Here is a 20,095-nt window from a genome sequence, read left to right as displayed (position 1 = left end):
CATGTGCTGCGAAGGGGCCGACAAGTCAAGAGAACGAGTCAACGGGCTGACCCACGGCTCTTGTCAGCTACGCTTTTCTGTATGTATAACCAGTGTCTGTTTTTGCTACCTGATGCCATCCCGTGATTGCCCATTCCGTCGACGACCCGTTCTACTACCTGCATAACTTCCGCCAGGTAGTGTCGTGGGTCGAACAGCGCTACCAGGACCTGCTCGATGACCAGGAACTGGCCTTCATCCGTGCCTTCAGGCAACTGCAAGCGCCAGCCCAGGCCTTGATGGTGCGTATGGTCATGCGCAAAGGCGAGTTGTTTCGCAGTGATCGGCTCGACTACGCCGAAATCGGCGATACCGCACTGGCGCTGCAGCCGTTGTTGGCCCTCGGCTGGGTACGGGAACCCGAGCAACTGGACCTTGAACAGCTGTTCGCCTTGCTGCGCAAGGAAGAACTGGCCCGCTGCTTCGCCCGGCAACTGAGCCGCCCGCGCGCTGCCAAGCATGAGCTGTTGGCACAGTTGCAGCCCCTGGCGCTGGCGGCGCGGTCACTGGGCGAATGGTTTCCCGACAGCGAGGTGCGCATTCTGCAGTGGTGCCTGCAACCTCTGTGCGACCGCATGCGCCTGCTGTTCTTCGGCAACCTGTACCAGGACTGGTCAGACTTCGTCCTCGCCGACCTGGGCTTGCTGCGTTACGAGCAGGTACCGTTCAGCTCTGATTCTCGCGCCCTGCAGCAACGTGCCGATGTCGACTTGGCGATGGCGCTGCACCAGTGCGCCGAGCGCCTGGAGCAGGGCGGCGACCCGGTGCCGATCCTTGCCACCCTGCAGGGCCTGCACAGCGACAACCCCTGGCTGGCCCGGCGCCATGCGCGGCTGCAATTCGCCGTGGGCCAACAATGCGAGCGCCTGGGTGAATGGGACCTGGCCACGGCCGTGTATGCGCAGTGCAACCATCCCCAGGCGCGCATTCGCCAGGTGAGGGTGCTGGAGCGCAGCGAACAGTGGCACCAGGCCCATGCACTGGCATTGCAACTGGCTGCGGCACCGGCCAACGCGCTGGAGGAGCAGGCGCTGCAGCGCATGCTGCCACGGCTGGCGCGCAAACTCGGCGGCCCGCCCCAGCGGCGCCAGCGCACCACGCCGCTGGAACTGATCGAGCTCGAGCTGCCCCGCGGGCATGCTGCGCTGGGCGTTGAAGAAGCCGTGCGTCAGCACCTGATGCAAGAGGGGGGGCAGGCGCATTACGTGGAGAACACGCTGTTCAACAGCCTGTTCGGCCTGTTGTGCTGGGAGGCCATCTTCGCCCCGGTGCCCGGCGCATTCTTCAACCCGTTCCAGGCCGCACCACAGGACCTGCACGACAACGACTTCCAGCAACGGCGCAGTGCACTGTTCGAGCGCTGCCTCGGGAAGCTCGACGATGGCAGCCATCGTCAGGCGATTCTCGACTGCTACGTGGCCAAACAGGGGCTGCAGTCGCCGTTCGTGTTCTGGTCCATGCTCAGCGAGGCGCTGCTGGAGCAGGCCTTGGCCTGCCTGCCGGCCGCTGCGCTCAAGCAATGTTTCCTGCGCCTGTTGCAGGACATTCGCAGCAACCGTGCCGGCATGCCCGACCTGATCCAGTTCTGGCCCGAGCAGGGCCGTTATCGCATGGTCGAGGTCAAGGGGCCTGGTGATCGCCTGCAGGACAATCAGCTGCGCTGGCTGGAGTTCTGCCGGCAACACGGCCTGCCGGTCGCGGTGTGCCACGTGCGCTGGAGCGAATCGCCTTGAGTTACAGCGTAGCGGTGCGCGCCTTGTGTGAGTTCAGTGCCAAGGTCGGCGACCTGGACCTGCGTTTCACGCCGTCGCCCACCGCCCAGGAGGGTATCGAAGGGCATCAGCGGATAGTGGCACGGCGTGCTGCTGGCTACGAGTCGGAAATCACCCTTGAAGGCCAGTTCGAAACCCTGACGGTGAGGGGCCGTGCCGATGGCTATGACCCTGGCAGCAATCGCCTGGAAGAAATCAAGACGCACCGTGGCGATCTGGCGCGTCAACCGGCCAATCACCGTCAGTTGCACTGGGCACAGGCCAAGGTCTATGGCTGGTTGATGTGCCAGGCGCGACAACTGCCGGCCATCGAGGTGGCGCTGGTGTACCTCGACGTGGACAGCGATGGCCAGACGCTGTTCAGTGAGCACTGTTCGGCTGCCGAGTTGCGGGCCTTCTTCGAAACCCAGTGTCGGCGCTTTCTGGGCTGGGCCCGATTGCAGCAACAACGCTTGGCCGAACGTGACCAAGGCCTGCTGGCGCTGAGTTTCCCGTACCCACAGTTCCGAAAGGGACAGCGGCAGTTGGCTGAAACCTTGTACAAGGCGGTTAGCACCGGCCGTTGCCTGATGGCCCAGGCCAGCACCGGCATTGGCAAGACCCTCGGTACCTTGTTCCCGCTGCTGAAGGCCATGGTGCCGCAGCAGCTGGACAAGCTGTTTTTTCTCACCGCCAAGACACCAGGCCGGGCGCTCGCGCTGGACACCATGCGCCAGATCACCGATGCCACGCCACAACCTGCGTTGCGCACACTGGAGCTGATCGCTCGCGACAAAGCCTGTGAATACCCGGACAAGGCCTGTCATGGTGAGTCCTGCCCATTGGCCGCAGGCTTCTATGACCGTTTGCCGGCTGCGCGCGAGGCTGCTGCAGCAGTACCGTTGCTCGACCGAGCCAACCTGCGTGAAGTGGCCTTGGCGCACCAGGTATGCCCGTACTACCTGGGCCAGGAGATGGCGCGCTGGGTCGACGTGCTGGTCGCCGACTACAACTACTACTTCGACGCGCATGCGTTGCTGTTCGGCCTTACCCAACTCAACCAGTGGCGAGTGGCAGTGCTGGTGGACGAAGCGCATAACCTGGTCGAGCGTGGGCGCGGCATGTACAGCGCCAGCCTTGACCAGGGCCAGCTGCTGGCGTTGCGCCAGAGCAAACCGCCTGGGCTGGTCAGTGCGCTGGAGCGCCTCAACAGGCAATGGAACGCGCTGTATAAAGAGCAGCGTGCGCCGTACCAGGCCAGCGAGTCGCTGCCTGAAGGGCTGTTGCGCGCCCTGCAGCAGTGCGTTGGGCTGATTCAGGAGCAGATGAACCAGGCGCCCACGCACATGGACCCCCAGGTGTTGCAGTTCTATTTTCAGGCCTTGCAGTTCTGCCGGGTTGCCGAACTGTTCGACGAGCACTTTCTGTTTGACATCAGCCAGCGCCAGGGCCCGCGCAAACGGCGGCTGGCCACCCTGTGCCTGCGCAATGTCACCCCGGCACGGCTGCTGGCACCACGCATGCAGGCGGCGCGCAGTGTGACGCTGTTTTCCGCCACGTTGAGCCCACGGCACTTCTACAGCGACCTGCTGGGCATGCCAGCCGATACCGCCTGGCTGGAAGTGGCCGCCCCGTTCCGTGCCGAACAGCTGGAAGTGCGCATTGCCAGCCAGGTGTCCACCCGTTACCAGCAGCGCCAAGCCTCCCTGGCGCCGATCGTTGACCTGATTGCCCGGCAGTATCAGCGCATGCCGGGTAACTACCTGGCGTTCTTCAGCAGCTTCGAATACCTGCAACAGGTGGCAGGGTTGTTGGCCGAGCGGCATGGTCAGATTCCGCTGTGGGCACAGGCGCCGGGCATGGACGAGGCGGCCCGTCAGGCATTTCTCGATCGCTTTGTCGCCGATGGCCGAGGTGTGGGCTTTGCCGTATTGGGCGGTGCTTTCGGCGAAGGGGTGGATTTACCCGGCACGCGGCTGATTGGCGCGTTTGTCGCCACCCTGGGGCTACCTCAGGTCAACCCGGTCAACGAGCAGTTCAAACAGCGCCTGGGGCGGCAATTTGGTGCGGGTTTCGATTACGCGTATCTCTACCCGGGCGTGCGCAAGGTTATCCAGGCGGCGGGCCGGGTTATTCGGGGTGACCAGGACCGGGGCGTACTGGTGCTGATTGACGAACGCTTCGCCGAGCCCCGGGTGCAGCAGATGTTTCCCGACTGGTGGCCGGTGGCTATTATCTAGCGGTCTTTGCCTTGGGCGATCAGCTGCAATCGGGAGGGTGACCAATCCACTCATGCTGGCACACCGCTGCAAGGCGGCCCAGCCGCGTCAACCGGGCATTCCATCTGCCCGGGGCCGCAGCAGGATCGGCAGGTAATGGCGCAGGAACAGCAACAGCGCCAGGCTCCAGCACAGTGTAGAAACGCTTACCCCCAGCGATGTGAACAGCGGCAGAATCACCCGGGTCAGGGTCGCCAGTTGCATCAGGGCAAAGGCCCAGGCAATGCTGGTCGGTACCTGCAATGGCCTGCCGGTGTGGCCCAGGCTGACCCGCGCCATCATGGCCAGGATCAGCCCGGTCATGGCGCCAACGGTTAGCGCGTGGGTCACCAGGCTCGGGCTCAGGGCCACCCCGCTGTGCCACAGCGCCATGCCCAGGCAGGCCAGGGCGATCCAGGCGTAGGCCAGGTGCAGCGACCACAGCAACGGTACGCGCCACAGGCCACGGTCGTGCCACAGCACCAGTCGGGTCGCGTGCAGCGCGAACAAGGCGAAAAACAGCACCGCCAGACTTGCTTGTGGTGTATCGGCCAGGCCGGTGGCGAACGCCAGCGGTACTGCCACGCTGAGCAACAGACAGGCACGGTCCAGCCAGGGACGGGCAGGGGCTGCGCCAAGGTTACCCAGGCCGCGGCGGGTAAAGAACGGAATGACCCGGCCGCCGAGCACGGTCATCATCGCCGTCATCAGCCACAGCCCGGCAAATATACCGCGACGCTGCCACCGTTCGTCCTGGTGTAACCAGCCGGCCAAGGTCAACCACTGGCAGGCGGCAATCAACAGCACCAGTACGACGATAGGGTAGTTGTTGCGCAGGCGCCGTTGCACGATCGGTCGTGCCAGGGTCAGTGCCACCAATGGCAGGAAGCTGCCCTCGACCAGTACCAGCACGCTACCCGGTAGTGGCAGAAACCAGCTCACCCGGCCCAGCAGCCAAAGCAGGAACAAGCCCTGCAGCGCCCGCCCGCTCAAGCCCGGGATGCCGCTCCAGCTCTGTACGGCGGTCAGCAGAAAACCCGCGATAACGGCGGTGGCGAAGCCGTAAAGCATCTCGTGGCGGTGCCAGGCGAGCATACCGCCGGGCGGTGCAGGGGCCAGGGCCCCGGCCAGTACGCCGGCCCACAACAGCAGGGCAATCAGCGCAAACAAACTGCCACCCAGGAAGAACGGGCGAAAACCCAAACCCCAGACGGCTTGGCGCGGGCGTGAAGCAGTGGGTTGCAAGAGCATGGGCGGTCCTTGGTTCGTTCAGTAGGCCTCAATTGGGGTAAGATCACGATCCGTGCCAGTTTGCAAAGCCCTTGAATATCAAGGTGATGGCACTTCTCAGGGTCCGAATGACACGTGCGTTTTGCAGTCATTCGGACTGGCTTGTATGTCGTTTTGACTTGCTTCAGGGTTCGCCTGGTTCAGTGCCGGCTGACGCTTCGCTACAGGATTCACGCTTTGTCCGACCTCTCGAAAAATCCGCTGCTGCAGTACATGGCCCGTCTGGCCCCATCCAGCCAGCAAACCATGCGCTACATTCTTCAGGACGCCGCCGACCGGCTAGGTTTCGTCGACTGCAACATCGTCGATGTGCCTTGGCATCGGCTCGAGCCGGGCCATGTGATTGCACTGGTGGCTGCCCTGCGTGCTGATGGCTACGCGCCCAACAGCTCGTCGCTGTACGTCAACGCGATTCGCGGGGTGATGAACGAGGCCTGGCGTCAGGGCCTGATCGACCACGAGCAGCTGTTGCGCATTCGCGAGGTCAAGCCGGCCACAGGCTCCCGTCTGCCGCCAGGGCGCAACCTGCGCCGCAGCCTGATCCGCGAGCTGATGGATGTGTGCGCAGCCGACCCGCGGCCACAGGGGGTACGTGATGCGGCGATCATTGCCTTGCTGTACGGCACCGGCATGCGCAAGTCGGAGTCGGTCGACATCGACCTCGACCAGGTCGACTTCGAGGCGCGCAGCCTGCAGGTAGTGGGCAAGGGCAATCACCAGTTGGTCAAGTATGCACCGCCGTGGGCGTTCGAGAAGCTGCAGGCGTGGCTTGAACTGCGCCGCCAGGACCTGCCTGCCGGGGCGGAGGATGACCCGTTTTTGTTCAACCGCATCCGTCGCGGCAGCCACATTACCCGTGCGCGCATTACCAAGCATGCGATCTACTACATTGCTCGCCAGCGCGGTGCGCAGGTGGGAGTGAAGATCATGCCGCACGATTTTCGCCGTGCATTCATCACCCGGGTGATCGAAGAGCACGACCTGTCGATTGCGCAGAAGCTGGCGCACCATGCCAATATCCAGACCACGGCCATCTATGACCGGCGTGATGACAATGAGCGTCGGCGTGCCGTTGACCGCTTCGATTACTGAGGTCTGATCTTTAGGGGCTGCAAAGCTGCCCCATTTTCACGGGTGCCGGCACCGAAACAGGGCTGGCGCACGCCCCCGCTTTGTGCGCCATCCCCCCGTATGCCCGATGCCAGAGCGGCCGCAGCATAAGTTTCATCATCCTTCACCTGCGGAGTTGGCCCGCAACCTGCTATATCCAGCCTGCGAATTTGATCGAGTGGTCAGGCCGTGCGCGCTGGCAGGCGCCCGCGCCGGACCCTCTAAACGGCCAGCAGGCCACGGATTTCAGGGGCCGCAGGATGTCGCTCGCGGAGCAGATCGAACAACAACAAGACGATGCAGGCTGGAGTGCTCACCTGCAGTTGCGCTTTGTGCAGCGTGACAGCGTGACCCGCCTTGGTGCGTGGAAGCATTTTGGACCTCTTTTGGTGCAGCGGCCTTTCTATCCGGAGGGTGCGCCGTGCCATGTCTATGTCTTGCACCCGCCGGGCGGCATCGTCGCCGGCGACCGCCTGGAACTGGATATTCACCTGGAGCCGGGTAGCCATGCGCTGCTGACCATGCCCGGCGCCAGCAAGTTCTATCGCAGCATCGGCCCGACCGCGCGGTTGGCCCAGCGCTTTCACCTGGCCGCGGGCAGCACCCTGGAGTGGCTGCCGCAGGACAGCATCTTCTTCTCCGGCGCCCGCGCCAGCCTCGCCAGCCGTTTTACCCTTGAGCCGGGCGCCCGCCTGTTGGCTTGGGAAACCCTGTGCCTGGGCCGCCCGGTCATGCACGAGCGTTTCGACCACGGCGCCCTCGACAGCCTTTTGCACATCGTACTGCCTGACGAGGTTGGCCTGCATGAGCGCCTGCGTCTCGAGGGCGGGCACCTGGACAAGCTGGGTGGGCATCCGCTACTCGCCACTTTCTGTGCCGCACCGGCCGATCAGGCCGTGCTGGAGCAGGTTCGCCCGCTACTCGATGAACTGGGCAACCCGGCCGGTGCGACCCTGCTCGGGTCGTTGCTGGTGATCCGCCTGCTCGACCATGACAACCAACACCTGCAACGCACCCTGCAACGCCTCTGGCATGTGCTGCGTCCGGCCATCCTCGGCCTGCCCGCCTGCCCGCCGCGTATCTGGGCTACCTGAGAGAGCGCCATGGAGCTTACCCCGAGAGAGAAAGACAAACTGCTGCTGTTCACTGCCGCGCTGCTGGCGGAGCGGCGTCTGGCCCGTGGCCTGAAGCTCAACTACCCGGAGGCCGTGGCGCTGATCAGCGCCGCAGTGCTCGAAGGCGCCCGCGATGGCCGCACAGTCGCCGAACTGATGAGCCTGGGGCGCGAAGTGCTGACCCGTGAGCAGGTGATGCCCGGTATCGCTGAAATGCTTCACGACGTGCAGGTCGAAGCGACCTTCCCGGATGGCACCAAGTTGGTGACCGTGCATGACCCCATCGTCTGAAACCGCCAAGGAGCGTTGCATGATCCCAGGTGAAATCCAGGTCGCCGCGGGCGACATCGAGTTGAACAGTGGCCGAGAAACGGTCAGCGTCAGCGTGGCCAACCATGGCGATCGGCCGGTGCAGGTCGGCTCGCACTACCACTTCTACGAGGTCAACGACGCGCTGGTGTTCGACCGTGCGCCCACCCTGGGCTTTCGCCTGGACATTCCGGCCGGCACTGCCGTGCGCTTCGAGCCGGGTCAGGCGCGTACCGTGCAACTGGTGGCTTACGCCGGCAAGCGTGAGGTCTATGGTTTTCAGGGCAAGGTGATGGGCGCGCTGGAGGGCAGGGCATGAGCCGTATTTCCCGTCAGGCCTATGCCGACATGTTCGGGCCCACGGTTGGCGACCGCGTGCGCCTGGCCGACACTGCGTTGTGGGTGGAGGTCGAGAAAGACTTCACCATCTACGGCGAAGAGGTGAAGTTCGGCGGCGGCAAGGTCATTCGCGATGGCATGGGGCAGGGCCAGATGCTGGCGGCCGAGGCCATGGACCTGGTATTGACCAATGCGCTGATCATCGACTACTGGGGCATCGTCAAAGCCGACATCGGCATCAAGCATGGACGCATCGCGCTGATCGGCAAGGCCGGCAACCCCGATGTGCAGCCGGGCGTGAACGTGCCGGTCGGGCCAGGGACCGAGGTGATTGCGGCCGAGGGCAAGATCGTCACCGCCGGAGGTGTCGATTCGCATATCCACTTCATTTGCCCGCAACAGGTGGACGAGGCATTGAACAGCGGTGTCACCACGTTCATCGGCGGCGGAACCGGGCCGGCCACCGGCACCAATGCCACCACCTGCACGCCCGGGCCTTGGTACCTTGCGCGCATGCTGCAGGCTGCCGACAGCTTGCCGATCAACATCGGATTGCTCGGCAAGGGCAATGCCTCGCAGCCTGAAGCGCTGCGCGAGCAGATTGCCGCAGGTGCTGTCGGGCTCAAACTGCATGAAGACTGGGGCTCTACGCCAGCGGCCATCGACTGCTGCCTGGGCGTGGCCGAGGAAATGGATATCCAGGTGGCGATTCACACCGACACCCTCAACGAGTCGGGCTGTATCGAAGACACGTTGGCGGCCATCGGCGACCGCACCATCCACACCTTCCATACCGAAGGAGCCGGTGGCGGCCATGCCCCGGACATCATCCGTGCGGCGGGGCAGGCAAACGTGCTGCCATCCTCGACCAACCCGACCCTGCCTTACACGATCAACACCGTGGACGAGCACCTGGACATGCTCATGGTCTGTCACCACCTGGACCCGAGCATCGCCGAGGACGTGGCCTTTGCCGAGTCACGCATTCGCCGCGAAACCATCGCTGCCGAGGACATCCTTCACGACATGGGCGCCTTTGCCATGACCTCGTCCGACTCCCAGGCCATGGGCCGGGTTGGTGAGGTGGTGCTGCGCACCTGGCAGGTGGCGCACCAGATGAAGTTGCGCCGCGGGCCGCTGGCACCAGACACCCCTTACAGCGACAACTTCCGGGTCAAACGTTACATCGCCAAGTACACCATCAATCCGGCATTGACCCATGGCATCGGTCACGAGGTGGGTTCGGTGGAGGTCGGCAAGCTGGCCGACCTGGTGCTGTGGTCGCCAGCGTTCTTTGCGGTCAAGCCGGCCCTGGTGCTAAAGGGCGGGATGATCGTTACCGCGCCAATGGGCGACATCAACGGCTCCATCCCCACGCCCCAGCCGGTGCACTATCGGCCGATGTTCGGCGCGCTGGGTGCGGCGCGGCATGCCACACGCATGACATTCCTGCCTCAGGCGGCAATGGACCGCGGGCTGGCCGAGGAGCTGAACCTGCGCAGCCTGATTGGCGTGGTCAACGGCTGCCGGCGGGTTCGCAAGCCGGACATGGTCCACAACACCCTGCAGCCGCTGATCGAAGTCGATGCGCAGACCTATCAGGTGCGTGCCGATGGCGAGCTGCTGGTCTGCGAACCGGCCAGCGAACTGCCGCTGGCCCAGCGCTATTTCCTGTTCTGAGGAGCACCCATGATTGTCTTGAACCGCCGTATCTCCGAACCCGGCACGCGGGTTGTCAGTGGCACTGTGACCCTTGATGTGGACAGCCGTATCAAAAGCCGCCTGCGAGTAACTCTGGACGATGGCCGCGAAGCCGGGCTGATGCTGGAGCGCGGTCACCTGCTGCGCGGAGGTGAATTACTGGCCGATGCCGAGGGCACTCAGCTGATCCGCGTGTTGGCGGCGCCCGAAGCGGTGTCGACGGTGCGCTGTACCGATCCACACCTGTTGGCCCGCGCCGCCTACCACTTGGGTAACCGCCATGTGCCGCTGCAGATCGAACCCGGCCTGCTGCGCTTCCAGCACGACCATGTGCTGGACGACATGCTGCGGGGGTTGGGCCTGACGGTAGAGGCCGAACAGGCCCCGTTCGAGCCTGAAGCGGGTGCCTACCAAAGTGCACCGCATGGCCACAGCCACAGTCATGCCCATGGCCACGACCACCCGTTCGTTCGCCTGCCTGCCCATTCCTGAACTGCCCTGGAGCAACCGATGAAAAAGACTTTCGCCCTGTTTCTGTTGATGCTGGCACTGCCAGCCTTCGCCCATCCAGGCCATGACAGCAACCCGCTGCAGGACGGCCTGCTGCACCCGCTGACCGGGCTCGATCACCTGCTGATGCTACTGGGCACCGGCGTGCTCGCCGCGTTGACCCGGCGCAACCTGACGTTGCCCCTGGCTACCCTGGCGGCCATGTTCGGTGGTGCCGTGTGCGGTCACCTGTTCGGCGATGTGCTGGGCATGGAGACCCTGATTGCCGTTTCGCTGCTGGTGGCTGCCGGGGCGGTGCTGCTGCCGAGCCGCCAGTTGCTGCTGGCCATGGCCATGCCGGTGTTCGCCTTGTTCCATGGCTGGGCCCATGGTGTGGAAGCTACGCCGAGCGCTTTCTGGCAATTCAGCGCGGGGTTTGTCGCGGTCAGCGGCTTGCTGCTGGCGGCAGGCTTTGCAATCGGTTGCCTGCTGCGCCGCCACAGCGGCCTGCAGAAGGCCTTTGGCGGTGGCCTGTTGGCCGGCGCCGCGCTGGTGCTGGCCGGTTGATGAACAGCGACCTGGCGCTGCTGCGCCTGCTGCAGTTGGCCAGCCCCGGCTTGCCGGTGGGTGGTTTCACCTATTCGCAAGGCCTGGAGTGGGCGGTCGAGGCCGGCTGGGTTCGCGGCGTGGACAGCTTTGCCAGCTGGCAGCGTGAGCAGGTTCACGACACCTTGGCTTGCCTTGACTGGCCAGTATTGGCACGTCTGTACCACGCCTGCCAGGCCGAGGACGCCGAAGCGTTCTACCACTGGAGCCGGTTCTTGCTGGCCAACCGCGAAACCGCCGAGTTGCGCCTGGAAGAACAGCAGCGCGGCGCGGCGCTGGCGCGGTTGCTCGACGGTTGGCAACTGGGCCAGGCACCGGCCTGGCGCACCAGCCTTGAGCTGACCCAGTTGGGCGGCATGGCCTGGCTGGCCGCGCACTGGGCCATCCCGTTGCGCCAACTGGCTTTGGGCCATGGCTTTGCCTGGCTGGAGGGCGCAGTCATGGCCGGGGTCAAGCTGGTGCCGTTCGGCCAGCAGGCTGCCCAGACCTTGCTGCGCGACCTCGGCGCCGACTTGCCCGCTGCACTGGACCAGGCACTGGCCCTGGGCGATGACCAGCTCGGCGGCGGCCTGCCGCTGCTGGCCATCGCCTCATCGCGTCACGAAACCCAATACACCCGTTTGTTCCGTTCCTGAGGACTGCCTTCATGCAAAGCTATCAACAACCCCTGCGCATCGGTGTCGGCGGCCCGGTCGGCTCTGGCAAGACCGCACTGCTGGAAGCGCTGTGCAAGGCCATGCGCGATCACTACCAGATTGCCGTGGTCACCAACGACATCTATACCAAGGAAGACCAGCGTATTCTCACCGAGGCCGGCGCCCTTGAGCCGGAGCGCATCGTCGGTGTGGAGACCGGCGGCTGCCCGCACACGGCCATTCGTGAAGACGCGTCGATGAACCTGGCGGCGGTCGAGGCGCTGGCGCGCAAGTTCGGTAACCTCGAAGTCATTTTCGTGGAAAGTGGCGGTGACAACCTCAGCGCCACGTTCAGCCCGGAGCTGGCCGACTTGACCATCTACGTGATCGACGTGGCCGAGGGCGAGAAGATCCCGCGCAAGGGCGGCCCAGGCATTACCAAGTCTGACTTTCTGGTGATCAACAAGACCGATCTGGCGCCTTATGTAGGGGCTTCACTGGATGTGATGGAGCGCGACACCCAGCGCATGCGGCCGCAGCGGCCCTGGACCTTCAGCAACCTGAAGAAGGGCGAGGGGTTGCAGGCGGTGATCGATTTTATCGTCGAGCGCGGTATGCTGGGTGTGCGAGCCTGACAGATCGAGGTCTCTTTGCGCTCATGCCCGCGAAGAAACCAACGCAGTGGATGGCACCGGCTCCGCCGGTGTTCGCGGGTGAACCCGCTCCTACGATGGCCTGTGTCCCTCCGGTGTGCGTCCGTCACCGATCAGGCGTAGGAGCGGGTTTACCCGCGAATACGGTGGCGGCGGCAACGGTGAACGGCCAGGGATATTGGCCAGCAGGCCCGGCCCTTTCGCGGGTGAACCCGCTCCTACGATGGCCTGTGTCCCTCCGGTGTGCGCCCGTCACCGATCAGGCGTAGGAGCGGGTTTACCCGCGAATACGGTGGCGGCGGCAACGGTGAATGACCAGGAATATTGGCCAGCAGGCCCGGCCCTTTCGCGGGTGAACCCGCTCCTACGATGGCCTGTGTCCCCAGGTGTGCGTCCGTCACCGATCAGACGTAGGAGCGGGTTGGGCCTGCCCCGTGACAACGGACGCCAAGAAGCTGGCTATAGAGCCAACTGCCTTAAGCCTTTTGCGTACTCGTTCGATGAGCGGTACCGGCTCATCCCGAGTGGGCGATATGCCCCTCGGCCAGTTCATCGGCGCCGTCATCCTCGCCAGGCAGGGCGGTGATCACGCTGAAATCGCTGACTTCTACCTTGCCGCCGCCATAGCCCAGCAAATGGAAGGAAAACGCCTTGCGCTCGGTCGGGTTGTCGAAGCTGAACTCCATCTCCAGGGGCGCGTCGGCGGTGACCTTTACCTCTTCTGGCAGGCCTAACGGCACGTCCTGTTCCAACTGCTTGGCCTTGAGCCGTATATAGGCCGCACGTTTGGGATCCAGCGAGCGTACCTTGACCCGCACGCGGGTGTGCGAGCCTCCAGGCATTTCCAGGTACTGGGCGCCAATCAGGTTGTCGGCCCAGTCATCGTGAATGCGCTTGCGCAACTTGATCGGCGAAGGGCCGCCGAACTGGTAACGCAGGTTGAGCGGGGTTTGCAGCAGGGATTGGTCGAGCACCCCGACCAGGGCGCCGATCTGCTGGCCCAGCAGGCTGTCGGCCGGACCGAGGTAGCGGGCCTGGTCGGCGATGAAACCTTCACTGGCATAACGCCGGCAGCGCTGCTGGAAGTCACATTCGGTGAACAGGCCCTGGCCGTTGTGGTAGCGCAGCATGCCGTTGGTGTAGGAGATCATTTCGCGGCCGTTGTCGTAGTCGCGGTACAACGAGCGGCCGCCAAGCGCGACAGGAATGGGCAGTGCGAAGTAGTCGAGCAGCGAGGTGGCCAGGTCGATATGGCCGTAAGTGCCGTGCTTGATGGTTGGCAGTTGGGCCTGCTCCGGCGCCAGGGTAAGGTTGAAACCCCAGGACGAGGCCAGGCGCACGCCATCGATGCCGTGGGACTCGTCGGAAGTCAGCACCACCAGTGTGTCCTTGAGGACGCCCTGGCGCTCGAGGTTGTCAAGAAATGCCCCGACCGCGTCATCCAGATAGGCGACCGCTGCCTGTTTCGCTGTGTCGTAGCGCTTGAGGTACTCGGCCGGCGCCGAATAGGGCTGGTGGGTGCCCACGGTGAGCAGCGTCAGCATCCAAGGCTTGTCCTGCTTCTGCAACTGGCCGACATAGCGCAGGGCGCCTTCGAAGAAAGCGCGGTCATCCTTGCCCCATGGGAAGTTCAGGTAGTTCTTGTTGCTGAACCACTCCTGGCCATGCACCGAATCGAAACCGATGTGCGGCATGATGCGGTCTTTGGCCATGAAGCGCAGGCCCGCGCCTTGCAGGTAGTGGGTGGTGAAACCGGCCTGGCGCAATTGTGCCGGCAGGCAGGCCTGGTTGCGTGCGTTCTGGGTCAGCAGTTCCACGCCCTTGGGCGTGCCATTGGCCAGCTTGTCGTAATCGCCGCACAGCATCGCATACAGGCCACGGATGGTCTGGTGGGTGTGCAGCACGTAGTCTGGGGTGTTCATGCCGCGCTCGGCCCACTTGCTGAGCCTGGGCATCAAGTCCTCATTGAAACGGCTGTTCAGCGCCTGGCGGTTAGGCCGCAGGTAGGCGCCCGGGATGCCTTCCATGGTAATCACCAGCAGGTTGCGGGCGCTTCCCGGGCCGGCAAGCAGCCTTTGCCCATGCAGGTCGGATTGAGTCAGGCCGCTGCTGGCGAGCGGGGTGAAGGTTTGCGTGCGGCCCATCCAGCCTTCGACCTGGCGTTGCAGGTTACCGACCCCGGCAGACATCAACTGGTGGGGGAGGTTGTATTGCCGCCACTGGTCGGCATCGGAAGGTAGCAACTGCTGGCTGCCCCAGTGCGTGCCAAACAGCAGTACGGGTATGGCCCAGGCCTTGTGCGGCAGTGGCTGGCTGGCCTGTGCACGGCTGCGCCATGCGAAGGCCAGCCAGGCCAGCAAGCCGCCACCCAGAGCCCAGGGCAGCCAGGCATGGGCCAGGCTGCCACCGGTCGAATTCTCCATGAACTGCGGGTCTACCAGGTAGTTCAGGTCGGCGCTGGTGGGCAGTCGGCCCACTGCGCTCACCAGTTCGGCCGAGGCCACCCACAGCGCCGCCCAGGCCAGCAGCACGGGCAACGCAAGCCACCACGGCCTGCGGTGTAGCAGCACGATCAACAGGCTGCCGAGGGCGAGGTCTGACAGGTAACCGAACGGGTTGGACCAACCCAGCATGGCGCGCGTACCCAGTGGGATCACCAACACCAGGGCCGCCAAAGCGGTAAGCCGGGTGCGTGGGTGGTCGGACAGGCTCTTCACAAAAACTTCCCTTTTGCCATTAAATCGTCATGCAACTGTGCTTGATGATAACAGGGCAGGGCAGGGAAGGCGGTCGATTACAAGGTTGGTAACCAAAGCCGGGGTCGTTCGCACAGCCCCGGCCGATGGCAACTATCAGAAGTAATAAGGGAATTTCAGGCTGAAAGAAAAGTCCGGTGCGTCATCGGTCAGACCAATGGACAGGTTGGGCACGATGGTCAGGTTGTCGGTGGCGGCGAAGGTCATGCCGATGTTGAAGTTGGCCGCGTTGTAATCGCTGTTGGAGATCGATTGCCAGTCGCCGCCATCAGGTTTGATCTTGCTCTTGCGGGCGAACTGGTCGGATACCGAGAACGACATGCTCATCTTTTCGTTCAGGGCAAAGGCGATGCCGCCGCCAATCTGCCACGAGTCACCAAGCTTGACGTCACCCGGCACCTTGCTGTTCACCTGCGGACTGATGTCGCTGAACGAGTCTTGCATGTTGTAGGTGTAGGACAGGCTGCCGAACAGCACAGCCGGGTCGAAGGTCTTGACCAGCGAGATGCCCGGTGTGATCGACCATACGCCGTTGCCAGTCGGTAGGCTTTCCGGTACCGCGAGGTTGTTGTTGCCATCCACCTCACGCAGTTTGATGCCATAGGGGTCCTTGCCGGTCGGTGCCTTTATTCGCAGGGTGGCCACTGCGTCCGGCCAGGTTTCGTCCTCGTCGAGGAATTTATAGGCCACCCCAACGTTGATATCGCCGATTTCCGGGTCGCGGGTCACGCTGGCATCGGAGGTGGTTGCCCCGGCCCCTCCCGCACCGCCAGACGAGTAGGTGGACTCGCGGTAGACCACGGGGACGTTGATATCGAACTGCCAGCGCTGTGCCAGGTTATAGCGCGCGGTCATGTCCAGGGTCCAGTTGTCAGCCTTGATCCGGTCGAGGTTGATGCTGCCGAGGAAGATCGAGTCCAGTGCCAGAAAGCCATTGAGGGTCAGCGCACGGGTATCGTAATGGGTATAGGTGAGGCCGGTTTCGAAGCTGAACTTGCCCCCGCCAAAGAATCCGCTGGCTTCGTCATACAGGTTGGTAACGCTTTGCGCCGGCTGGGAGTCGGCCGTCAGTGCCTGACCGTAGGAGCTACCTGAAGTGCCCGGTGCCCCAGAGGCAACGGTTTGCGCACCTTTTACCCCCTCGGCGGGAGACTTGACCAGGCGTCTGGGTTGCGTTGCTGCAGGGGCCTCTTCGACCTGGCGTACACGTTGTTCCAGCACCATCAGTGCCTGTTGCTGTGCCTCATAGCGGCGTTTGAGTTCAGTCAGTTCCTGTTTCAGCGCTTCGACCTGTGGGTCAGCGGCTGCGTAAAGTGCTGTGGCTGGGGCCAAGGCAGTCAAGCACACAAAAGCTCTGAGCGTAAAAGATCGGTACATGGAGTTGCCGTCCCTTCCAACTACTTTCGATGAGACTGAGCGTAGATCAGTATCCGAAGGTGCGAAGACCTTTGAGCTGGTCGAGGCTACCGCTGAGCGAAGCCGCTGTCGGCACGCTCTCACGCATGACAACGTTCAGGCTGGTGACGTTGTTGACCAGGTTACCGTTGCCGAGCAGCGTCGAATTCTGCAGCAGGCCACCCTGGGCCAGGCGTTGCACGCTGCTGCCCTGGTTGTTGCTGGCATTGATGTTGAGCTGCACGCCCACACCGCTGGAAGACACACTGAGTGCGCCGGCGCCATTTTCCCCAACCAGGGTCTGGCCGGCGGCCAGTACCTGGCCGTGCTGTTGTACGGCGGGGGCCTGGTTGGCTTTGGTCACGTTGATATCGACGTTGTTGTAAGCGGCGTTGTTGTCACCGGCTGCACGCACCACCTGGGTCACACCTTCGGTGGTGGTCAGGCCGTTGCCGCCCGTTACCACGCCAGTCCCGGCAGCAGAAGCGCTGCTCGGCGCCTTACCTGCGCCTTTTTTATCAATCATCGATACATAGAACTGGGGCTTGATGGTCGATTGCTGAACCTGCAGCGTGGACGTTGCCCCGATCACATCCCCTTTGGCATTTTGCCAGGTGCTGGACATGATGATACCGAAGCTCACGATTCGTCCGGGCATCACATAGCGGCCCCGCAGGTTCGCCAGCTCCTGGTCCTTCAGTTCGATGGGTTTGAATGTCTCTGCGTGACTGGGCAGGCTGGCTGCCAGACAGACCATGGCCAACCACAATGAAGTCTTCATGAAATGCTCCCTGGAGCATCATGCTCCTTGTCATTAGAACAGTCGTTAGAAGAAGTCGCTTCTGATGAAGCCGAAGTCCAGCAGCTCTGAGTCCTGCACGGGGGTGAAGTTGTTCACCCGGTCCTTGGCGGTCAGTGGCAGGGGCGGGTCGAGCAGGATGTTGTTCTTGTCGTAACCCTGGCCGATCACCGCGAAGATGATGCCGTTCCAGCCCTTGAGGAAATCGTCGACCTTGTATCGCTTGTGGCCCAGCACCGGGTCACCGATGTACACCCAGCCTTTGTCGACCTTCTGCATGACCACGAAGTGCTTGTAGCCGCGCACATCCATCAGTACCACGACGGGAATCCGCACGCTTTGCAGGGTTTCGGGCGCCACCCGGTAACCGCGGGCACGCATCCCGAGGCTTTCGATATAGCGCTTCATGTCGAGCATCGAGAAGCCTTGCGTGCGCACAAGGTCCTGGTCGGCGTGGGCCAGCATGCCTTCGATGATCTGATGTTCGTCCACGTCCAGCCAGTAGGCCTGACGCAGGATGGTGGCCAGCGCGGCGGCGCCGCAGCTGAAGTCGGTCTTTTGTTGCACCAGGTCGGCGAACTTGCGTTCACGCAAGCTCTGGATCGGTTTGAACACCACGGCGCCGCCCGGCAGGACGGACAGGGGCATTTGTGCAGCTTCGCTCACGCTGGCCAGGCACAGCAAAAACGCCAAGGCGAAAATACGCATGATCGGGTGCCTTACGGTGTGTTGAAGAAAGGCCCCCCGAAGGGGGCCTCAAGCACAGCGGTCAGAACGAGGTGTTGGAGATGGCCAGCGAGTTGCTTTGCTGGTTGCCCACACCGGCTGCTACGTTGACGCCCAGGTTACCGCTGCCACCATTCACCGAACCGCTAAGGGTTGCAGTGTTGGTAACTGGGTTGGCCCAGCCGGTCGGGGTCAGCACTTGGAAGGACACAGTATTGCTCAAGTCGTAAGCGCTGCTTTCGCTGTAGCTCTTCGAAACGTCGTTCGAGGATTGTTTCGATTGCTCGCCAGACTTCGAGAAGTCGGATGCCGAAGCATTCTCGTACGAAGAGTCGTGAGACTTGGAGTACGAAGAGTCCTTGGACTTGTCATACGCCGATTCACGCGACTTGTCGTAGTTGGAGTCGAATGCTTTCTCGAACGACGAGTCGTATGCACTTTCGCGCGACTTGTCGACCGATGCATCCAGCGATGCACTCAGCGAGCCATCGAAGGACTTGGAGTGGGAGCGCTCATAACGGCCATAGTCGGTGGTATGGGTACGCGTGGCGTTAACTTCAGCGTCCAGCGAAGCTGCCAGGCTGGCGCTGCTCGACGCGCTGTGGCTGCCGCTGGCAGAGCCACTGGCACCCCAGCCGCTCGAGCCACTTGCGCTCGAGTTGTGGGAGCCGCTGGCATTGCTGGAATGCGAGCCGCTGGAGTCCCAGCCACTGGAGCCGCTGGAGCTGGCGCTATGCGCACCGGCGAGGCTGAAGCTCGAGGACGAGCTGCGGTCGTCGGTCGAGTTGAACGAGCCATCACGCGAGCTTGAACCGCTGGCCGACTTGGTGATGGTAATCGTATCCACCCGGTAGGTGCGGTCAGCGCTGTTGTTTACAATCAGGCCTGGGCCGTCCTGATTGGCCGACGCGGTGGCGGTGGCGTTACCCAACGGTGCACCGGTGTTGGCGATGGCCATGGTGTTTTTCTGCTGGTTGAGGTCGCCACCGGCAATGTTGATGCCAATGTTGCCCTCAGCGCCGCTGGCTGAGCCGCTCATCACAGCCGAAGACTGGGTCGAGTAGTTGTCGACCCGGTTGTTTCTGCTGGTTTGCACAACGTCAGCCGTGGCATTGGCCATGCCGAACACGAAGCTGTTGTCCAGGCTCGAGTCAGAGCCTGCGTTGGCAATGGCAGCGGCGTTATCTTGCTGGTTGCCGTTACCGGCCGCCACGTTTATGCCAACGTTGCCGCTGGAGCCGGTGCCAGAGTCACTCATCTCGGCATCGTTGATGGTGCCTTGGTTGGTGATGCGGTTACGCGTGCTGGTTTGGGTATCCCAGGCATTGGCCGTTGCATACACAGGGATCTTGGTGGGTGGAGGCGTGTGATGACCATTGTTATGGTGGCCGTTATGGTGGTCATTACGCCGATCATTTTGCCCAGCTTGTACAGCAACAGCCATGACCGCAGCAATTGCGAAAACCAGAGGCTTGATTGCCATCGAGGGTTTCATGGTGATTCTCCGTACGCTATTAGGTTAAGTGTCGTTCTTAACTGCAGGGTCAATCCGCGACCCGGATGCTCAAGGTGTTGGCCATTCGGTTTCCCACCCCGGCACTCTGGTTCAACTGGATCACCCCGTGGCTACCGGTGAAGGCCTGGTCACTGGTGGTGACCTGGCGATAGCCTGCTGGAATGTCAGTTGCTCCGGAGTTGTTGATCAGCGCCACGTTTTGTTGCATGAGGACGCTGTCGTCGATGCTTTGCGGCTGCGCACCAATGCTGATGTTCAGTGCGTTGGCTTGCTGGGTGTTGGCGCCTGCGCTCTGGTTGATCCCCAGGGCGCCGCTGCCGTTGCTGAAGGCGTTGCCCTGGATGGTCGAGCGGGCGTCCATTGCAGGGTCAGCGGGCGTATTGAGCCGTTGCCGGATCTGGGTGCTTGCACTGGCTTCGGGGCCGACGGCGATGGCACGCGCATTGACCTGCTGCTGCATGTCGCCAGCAGCCTGGTTGACAGAGAGGTTCCCCTGATAGCGACTGCCGGAGCTGTCGATATCGGCGTTGTTGATGACGGGAACCAGGGATTGCGCGAAGACCGGTGCAGTGCAAAGGGCGGCCAGCATCAGCAGAGTGCGCTTCATC

The 20,095-nt window shown here is 63.0% G+C and carries 18 protein-coding genes; 11 read left to right on the top strand and 7 right to left on the bottom strand.

Translation table 11 applies throughout. The annotated features are described in order from the left end of the window. The first annotated feature begins 122 nt into the window (after nt 1-122). Nucleotides 123-1,772, top strand: coding sequence for a VRR-NUC domain-containing protein (locus ACF8EF_RS19725; RefSeq protein ID WP_176684022.1), 1,650 nt, complete (start codon nt 123-125; stop codon nt 1,770-1,772). Continuing rightward, nucleotides 1,769-4,030: an ATP-dependent DNA helicase gene (locus ACF8EF_RS19720; protein WP_392462369.1), complete on the top strand. Its 2,262-nt coding sequence runs from the start codon at nt 1,769-1,771 to the stop codon at nt 4,028-4,030. The genes ACF8EF_RS19725 and ACF8EF_RS19720 overlap by 4 nt, the downstream gene beginning before the upstream one ends. An 87-nt stretch (nt 4,031-4,117) precedes the next feature. On the opposite strand, the gene ACF8EF_RS19715 is transcribed toward ACF8EF_RS19720, so the two are convergent. After that, complete coding sequence (locus ACF8EF_RS19715; protein ID WP_392462367.1) at nt 4,118-5,299, bottom strand: NnrS family protein; 1,182 nt, start codon at nt 5,297-5,299, stop codon at nt 4,118-4,120. A 216-nt stretch (nt 5,300-5,515) separates the two neighbouring features. On the opposite strand from ACF8EF_RS19715, the gene xerC reads away from it, so the two are divergent. The 9 genes from xerC (at nt 5,516) to ureG (ending at nt 12,277) form a co-directional block, all read left to right on the top strand. Beyond that, nucleotides 5,516-6,430: a tyrosine recombinase XerC gene (xerC, locus tag ACF8EF_RS19710; protein WP_021782337.1), complete on the top strand. Its 915-nt coding sequence runs from the start codon at nt 5,516-5,518 to the stop codon at nt 6,428-6,430. Between the two features lie 278 nt (nt 6,431-6,708). Next, the gene (locus ACF8EF_RS19705) at nt 6,709-7,542 is read left to right on the top strand and encodes an urease accessory protein UreD (protein ID WP_176684019.1); all 834 of its coding nucleotides are present in this window, start codon (nt 6,709-6,711) and stop codon (nt 7,540-7,542) included. Nucleotides 7,543-7,551: 9 nt separating this feature from the next. Beyond that, nucleotides 7,552-7,854 (top strand): urease subunit gamma, encoded by a 303-nt coding sequence (locus ACF8EF_RS19700; RefSeq protein WP_003253929.1) that lies wholly within the window; start codon nt 7,552-7,554, stop codon nt 7,852-7,854. Nucleotides 7,855-7,873: 19 nt separating this feature from the next. Continuing rightward, entirely contained in the window at nt 7,874-8,191 is a 318-nt protein-coding gene (locus ACF8EF_RS19695) for an urease subunit beta (protein WP_010953752.1), read from the top strand. Then, complete coding sequence (gene ureC / locus ACF8EF_RS19690) at nt 8,188-9,891, top strand: urease subunit alpha (protein WP_392462364.1); 1,704 nt, start codon at nt 8,188-8,190, stop codon at nt 9,889-9,891. Before ACF8EF_RS19695 ends, ureC begins: the two co-directional genes overlap by 4 nt. Before the next feature lie 9 nt (nt 9,892-9,900). Next, complete coding sequence (gene ureE / locus ACF8EF_RS19685) at nt 9,901-10,404, top strand: urease accessory protein UreE (protein ID WP_021782340.1); 504 nt, start codon at nt 9,901-9,903, stop codon at nt 10,402-10,404. An 18-nt stretch (nt 10,405-10,422) separates the two neighbouring features. Further along, nucleotides 10,423-10,968 carry a HupE/UreJ family protein gene (locus ACF8EF_RS19680; RefSeq protein ID WP_021782341.1) on the top strand — a complete coding sequence of 182 codons (546 nt, stop codon included), beginning with the start codon at nt 10,423-10,425 and terminating at the stop codon, nt 10,966-10,968. Then, complete coding sequence (locus ACF8EF_RS19675; protein ID WP_176684017.1) at nt 10,968-11,642, top strand: urease accessory protein UreF; 675 nt, start codon at nt 10,968-10,970, stop codon at nt 11,640-11,642. The genes ACF8EF_RS19680 and ACF8EF_RS19675 overlap by 1 nt, the downstream gene beginning before the upstream one ends. An 11-nt stretch (nt 11,643-11,653) precedes the next feature. Continuing rightward, nucleotides 11,654-12,277 carry an urease accessory protein UreG gene (gene ureG, locus ACF8EF_RS19670; RefSeq protein WP_176684016.1) on the top strand — a complete coding sequence of 208 codons (624 nt, stop codon included), beginning with the start codon at nt 11,654-11,656 and terminating at the stop codon, nt 12,275-12,277. A 533-nt stretch (nt 12,278-12,810) separates the two neighbouring features. On the opposite strand, the gene ACF8EF_RS19665 is transcribed toward ureG, so the two are convergent. From ACF8EF_RS19665 to ACF8EF_RS19640, 6 genes are all read right to left on the bottom strand, one after another. After that, nucleotides 12,811-15,012, bottom strand: a complete 2,202-nt coding sequence (locus ACF8EF_RS19665; protein ID WP_392462362.1) for an LTA synthase family protein — start codon at nt 15,010-15,012, stop codon at nt 12,811-12,813. Nucleotides 15,013-15,147: 135 nt separating this feature from the next. Then, a complete protein-coding gene (locus ACF8EF_RS19660) occupies nt 15,148-16,428 on the bottom strand; it encodes a hypothetical protein (protein WP_176684014.1) in 1,281 nt (426 codons plus the stop codon). A gap of 46 nt (nt 16,429-16,474) precedes the next feature. Further along, nucleotides 16,475-17,227: a hypothetical protein gene (locus tag ACF8EF_RS19655; RefSeq protein ID WP_176684013.1), complete on the bottom strand. Its 753-nt coding sequence runs from the start codon at nt 17,225-17,227 to the stop codon at nt 16,475-16,477. 45 nt (nt 17,228-17,272) lie between these two features. Further along, nucleotides 17,273-17,953 carry a C39 family peptidase gene (locus tag ACF8EF_RS19650; protein WP_176684012.1) on the bottom strand — a complete coding sequence of 227 codons (681 nt, stop codon included), beginning with the start codon at nt 17,951-17,953 and terminating at the stop codon, nt 17,273-17,275. Between the two features lie 61 nt (nt 17,954-18,014). Further along, complete coding sequence (locus ACF8EF_RS19645; protein ID WP_176684011.1) at nt 18,015-19,466, bottom strand: heme utilization protein; 1,452 nt, start codon at nt 19,464-19,466, stop codon at nt 18,015-18,017. Between the two features lie 49 nt (nt 19,467-19,515). Continuing rightward, entirely contained in the window at nt 19,516-20,094 is a 579-nt protein-coding gene (locus ACF8EF_RS19640; protein WP_176684010.1) for an adhesin, read from the bottom strand. Nucleotide 20,095 lies beyond the last annotated feature (1 nt).

The sequence above is a fragment of the Pseudomonas sp. zjy_15 genome, assembly GCF_043101865.1.
Taxonomy (GTDB): domain Bacteria; phylum Pseudomonadota; class Gammaproteobacteria; order Pseudomonadales; family Pseudomonadaceae; genus Aquipseudomonas; species Aquipseudomonas putida_Y.
Note: the sequence above shows the minus strand (reverse complement) of the source record. Positions and strands in the feature narration are given on the sequence as shown.